The organism is Streptosporangium fragile (assembly GCF_039534445.1).
GTDB lineage: Bacteria > Actinomycetota > Actinomycetes > Streptosporangiales > Streptosporangiaceae > Streptosporangium > Streptosporangium fragile.
On sequence record NZ_BAAAVI010000148.1, the window covers coordinates 1 to 4573 of the forward strand.

At 66.1% G+C, this 4573-nt stretch carries 2 protein-coding genes and 2 pseudogenes; 1 reads left to right on the forward strand and 3 read right to left on the reverse strand.

Annotated elements, in window-relative coordinates:
• Positions 1-413 precede the first annotated feature (413 nt).
• Both ABD841_RS40185 and ABD841_RS40190 read right to left on the reverse strand, forming a co-directional pair.
• Positions 414-1673 (reverse strand): annotated as a pseudogene (locus ABD841_RS40185) (ISL3 family transposase); the annotation flags it as partial.
• A gap of 26 nt (positions 1674-1699) precedes the next feature.
• Positions 1700-1993, reverse strand: coding sequence for a transposase family protein (locus ABD841_RS40190; protein WP_344982316.1), 294 nt, complete (start codon positions 1991-1993; stop codon positions 1700-1702).
• A gap of 102 nt (positions 1994-2095) precedes the next feature.
• On the opposite strand from ABD841_RS40190, the gene ABD841_RS40195 reads away from it, so the two are divergent.
• The gene (locus tag ABD841_RS40195; RefSeq protein ID WP_344982317.1) at positions 2096-2893 is read left to right on the forward strand and encodes a transposase; all 798 of its coding nucleotides are present in this window, start codon (positions 2096-2098) and stop codon (positions 2891-2893) included.
• A gap of 867 nt (positions 2894-3760) precedes the next feature.
• Here the strand turns inward: ABD841_RS40195 and ABD841_RS40205 are convergent.
• Positions 3761-3974: pseudogene (locus tag ABD841_RS40205) on the reverse strand (IS5/IS1182 family transposase); the annotation flags it as partial.
• Positions 3975-4573: the final 599 nt, after the last annotated feature.

Genomic DNA, 4573 nt, shown 5'->3' on the forward strand with positions numbered 1-4573 from the left:
CCACTCACCAGAGTCGCGACGGCTGCCGCCACGCCGGCGATCCTACGTGTTCTCACGCTGCCTCCTCGAGCTGCTTCCGCGTCGACCACGTCTCACCCTGCCGATGGGCGCTTGTCGCGTTCTTGGCTCCTACTTGGGATCCTGGTGGTAACGGTGTCCAGGCGGAATCTGATCGTGCGTCTGCACGCTACGTGACCGACGGAACGGCAAGCCGGGTCACTGTCGGGCTGGAACGCGGCGGGTATCCGGAGCGCATTACTGCACCCCGGCCCCCTCACGTCGCCTTCGTCCTCCCGACCCGGACATCTTGATCGTCATGGACGCTGGCTACGACGTCACCCGGTGGCGTTCGTCCTGTCAGACCTGCCCGTCGAGGTCTGTCAAAAAAAGTGGGTCTGGCCCACTTTCCGTGATCAGTAGCCGTGCAGGACACGGACGCGGAGAAGGTCAGGGTTGGCTCGCCCGAACATGATCCGTTCGATCATCTTGATGCGGTTCACGTTGCCTTCCACGGCCCCGGAGCTGTAGGGCAGGGAGAGCCCGGCCTTGACCGCCGCCCGGTCCCGGCGAAGGCCTGCGACGAAGTCGCGCAGTTCCCGCGCCGGGCTGGCCTTCGCTCGCGCCGCCCAGCCTTCCAAGTCCTGCTCGCCACGACGGTGGACGAGCATCTCGGCGAACTGGCGCGTCAGCTCGGTGACCGAGGCGAGTTCCGGGCAACGGGCGGTGATCTGTTCGAGCTTGGCCAGGTCTTCGGCGGCAACCTTGCTGGGTGGCTGGACGATCCAGCCGGTGACCTCCCGGATCTTGGGCGCGGGCGGCGTTGCGGGTTTGACGGTTGTCGAGCGGAGCTTGGCGGTGAGTCGTCGGAGCGTGCGGGTGCTGCCCAAGTAGCCGCGTTCGCGCAATTCAGTCAGGAGTTGATCGGTGCTGCGGCAGCCTTCCTCCCAGCGTTGCTGCAGATAGGGAAGATAGGCATCGAGGATCGTCCGGTATGGTGCGCGCTCATCGCTGATGAGATCATCGGCGCTGGCGGCGGTGGCGTAGCGACGCACGGTCTTGCGATCTAGCCGCAACTCGCGGCTGATCTGAGTGATATTCATCTCCTGGGCGAGGGCCTGGTGGATCTCGGCGTGCCGTGCCCTGATGCGGGCCGCCGAGGGGCTTTCCTCGCGGACCGGCTCCAGGGCGGCGGGAGGATCCACGATCTCGGGCTTGGCCGGTTCACGCAGGCGCGCGCGGTGCCGAGACACGGCCCGCTGGACCGCACCGGACAGATTGTGGAGCAGATGCCAGCGGTCGGCCACCTGCACCGCCAGCGGGGCGCCGCGTTGCGCGCCTTCGGCATAGCAGCCGGCCCGGTCCCGGCAGATCACCTCGACCCCGGGATGCGCCTCCAGCCAAGCCGCGAACGAGTCCGCCGAGCGATCCGGCAACAGGTCGACCACATGACCGCCCTCCACGTCGACCAGCACCGTCCCGTAGGTATGACCCTTGCGCCAGGCGAACTCATCGACCCCCAGCACTCGCGGAGTCACCACCTGCGGATCCGGCAAGCTCCGCAACAACCGCAGCAGCGTCGAACGGCCCACCGCACAGGCCAGACGGGTGGTATGACGGGCACCGGGACGACCCCCCAGAGCCAACGCCACCATCCGCAGCATCGACAGCAGCCCCGCCGCGCGTCGGCCGTGCCTGCTGGTTAGGCCGGGAACCTGCTCGGCGAAGGTCCGCTGTCACAGGCGGTGTTGTCGCAGAAGAAGCGGCGCACCCGAACCTGGAGCAACACCTCCTGCCCGGCGACCGGCAGATCCGACAGGCACCGCTCATAGCGGCTATGAACCCGCACCGACTCACAGCCACAGGCCGGACATTCACCCTTCGGCTCCGTCGTCACTGCCTTCACTCGCACGGTCGCGCCCATCCGATGCACCCGCTCGATACGAACGGCGGCAAGATGCGGGAACACGACCGCCAACAACTCCGTGATCGACACAGAGCAGCGTCCCGACACCGTCACCGGCCCGCATCCGGCTCGACAAGATTGTGATCTTGGAAGGACAGCTGATCACGAAAAGTGGGCCAGACCCACACGCACTTGGCCGTTGACAAGGTCCTGGGACGGATTCGCTGCGACCGCGTCATGCTGCTGCCCGCACCGCCCAGAACGCCGGGCACCAACGGTCGGCCGCCCAAACACGGTCCCGTCTTCGCCTTGGCCGATCCCGCCACCTGGCCGGCGCCGCAGCACGCCACGACCACCGCCACCACCCGTTACGGCCTGGCCAAGGCCGGCAGCTGGAACCGGCTGCACCCGCGCTTGACCCACCGCGCCTGCTGGATCGACCACGAGGGCGACCTGCCCGTCATCGAGGGCACGCTGATTCGCTTGCAGGTCGATCACCTGCCCGGCGACCGCGACCCCCAGCCGGTGTGGCTGTGGTCGTCGGCCACCGGCCCGGCCGCCGCCGAGGTCGATCGGCGCCGGCAGTCGTTCCTGCGCAGGTTCGATCTTGAACATACCTTCCGGCTGTTCAAGCAGACCCTGGGCTGGACCCGACCGAAGCTGCGCAGCCCGCACGCCGCCGACCGCTGGACCTGGCTGATCATCGTGGCCCACACCCAACTGCGCCTGGCCCGGCCGCTGGCCGAGGACCTGCGCCACCCCTGGGAGAAACCTGCACCACCCGGCCGGCTGACCCCCGCCCGGGTACGGCGAGGGTTTCGCAACCTCCGCGCGAAGGCCGCCCTTCCAGCCGGCGCGCCGAAACCCGGCCGGCCTGGCCCCGGACGCCCTCCCGGCTCCGAGAACCGCCGACCGACACCTCACTACGACGTCGGTAAAACCGTCAAACGAGATCGCACCCTGACCGCCAGACGGCAACGCACAGGCTAAAGATCAAGCTCAGTGGGTGTTTGAAAAGCTGGCGTTCACGTCGCTGTTCAGCTGCCTGCCGGTGTGCGTTGCCGGGCGTGGGAGGCCCCATGCCCAACCCTCGCCATCCCTGCCCGACGGATCTCACCGACCAAGAGCGGTCGCTGCTGGAGTCGCTGATCCCCGCCCGAAAGGCGGTGGCCGCCCGGTGCTGCACTCGCGCCGGGAGATCGTGAACGCGATCCCCTGCTGGCTGGGGGCCGGCTGCGCCTGCTGCCGCATGACTTCCCGCCCTGGCAGACGGTCTACCACTACTGGCGGCAGCGGCAGGCCGACGGCCTGTGGGAAGAAGCCTTGATGGCATGCGCTCCACCTGGGTCGGGAACGACGCGCTGCCGCGTGAGGTGCCGCGTATCGGGGTGGTCCCGCGCCGCTGGATCACGGAGCGAACTTTTTCTTGGCTGGGTCGCCATCGACGGCTGTCACGCAACTACGAGTAGTTGATCACGACCTCCGAGAATGACATCTATGCCGCGACCTGCATGCTGTTCCTGCACCGCCTCGGAGCACTTCGAGCATGACTTTTCAGACCCCCAAGGAGTTGAACGGTCTGCGGGTCATCGCACAATCAGTTTCGTCCCGGCCGTCCGTACTCCGTCGCCGCGCGGACCCGGGTTCCGTACTCATCAGGGCAACAAGGATCATTCAAGTTCTTTTCAAGTCGCTTCTCTAGCGTCGTTGATGCAGAGCGCACACACCGGTGCTGTTGGGATCTCCCTGAAACCGCGGCACGAGGAGGCACCATGACAACAGGTAAGATCCTGCGATGGCGACTATCGTCGCGCCGGTGAGCGAGCTAACCGGCGCGGCGGCACCTCCGGCTTCCGCCAAGATGGCCTGCATGATCGCGGTGTCGCGGTGAGGGCGGCAGCGGAGCCGGACCAGTACCTTTCCAGGTTTTCGAGGGCACGGCAGCGCGCTCGCCGAGGGCTCGGATACGGGCATGCGCGCGGTTGACGGACCGCTGGCGGAGCGACAGACGCAGCCGGTGCCGGTGGCGCTTGAACGGGGTGCGGATCGCGCGGCCCGCGCCCCGGTCGGCCCCGGGTGGCCGGCCGGCGCTGCCAGGCTGGAAAGAGCTCGGTTTACTGACGATATATCAGCACTGCCTGAGTTCCCTGTTCTTCTGTGACAATCGCAATGCGATCCCTCCCGTCGGAAGGCGATTATGAATATCAGGTTGAAGTCGCGCATATCGAGATCTCTTTGATGCGCTCTCCGTCAATCACGTTCGCCGGGTGTGGTCGACCAATATGGATCCCGCAGGAACGGAAGATCGCCATCGGATGAGCATTTCATCATCGCTCTAAGCCACCTCGGCATCTGATTCGGGCCAGCACCTGCCCGGAAAACGCTCGGCGGAGTTCTCCTGGCTGACTTGTTTAATCGGATTCCGTCTGCCCTGTACGCCGCCTTGCCATGGTGGATCCCGCGCCCGTCAGTCGGAGTGTTCGGAAGGCGTGGCCTTCTCGAAACCTTCCGAGTCCGACGAGAGAAGACAGTGGAGGAACGCAGCAGCGGCCGAACGGAGTAGGACCTGCTGTAATCAACGCAAGGGATTGGAAATGGCCGTGCGTAATCTAAATAAGGGATCAGAAATGACCGTGACGAACGTTTTCCCGCAGATCCCCGATGACGATA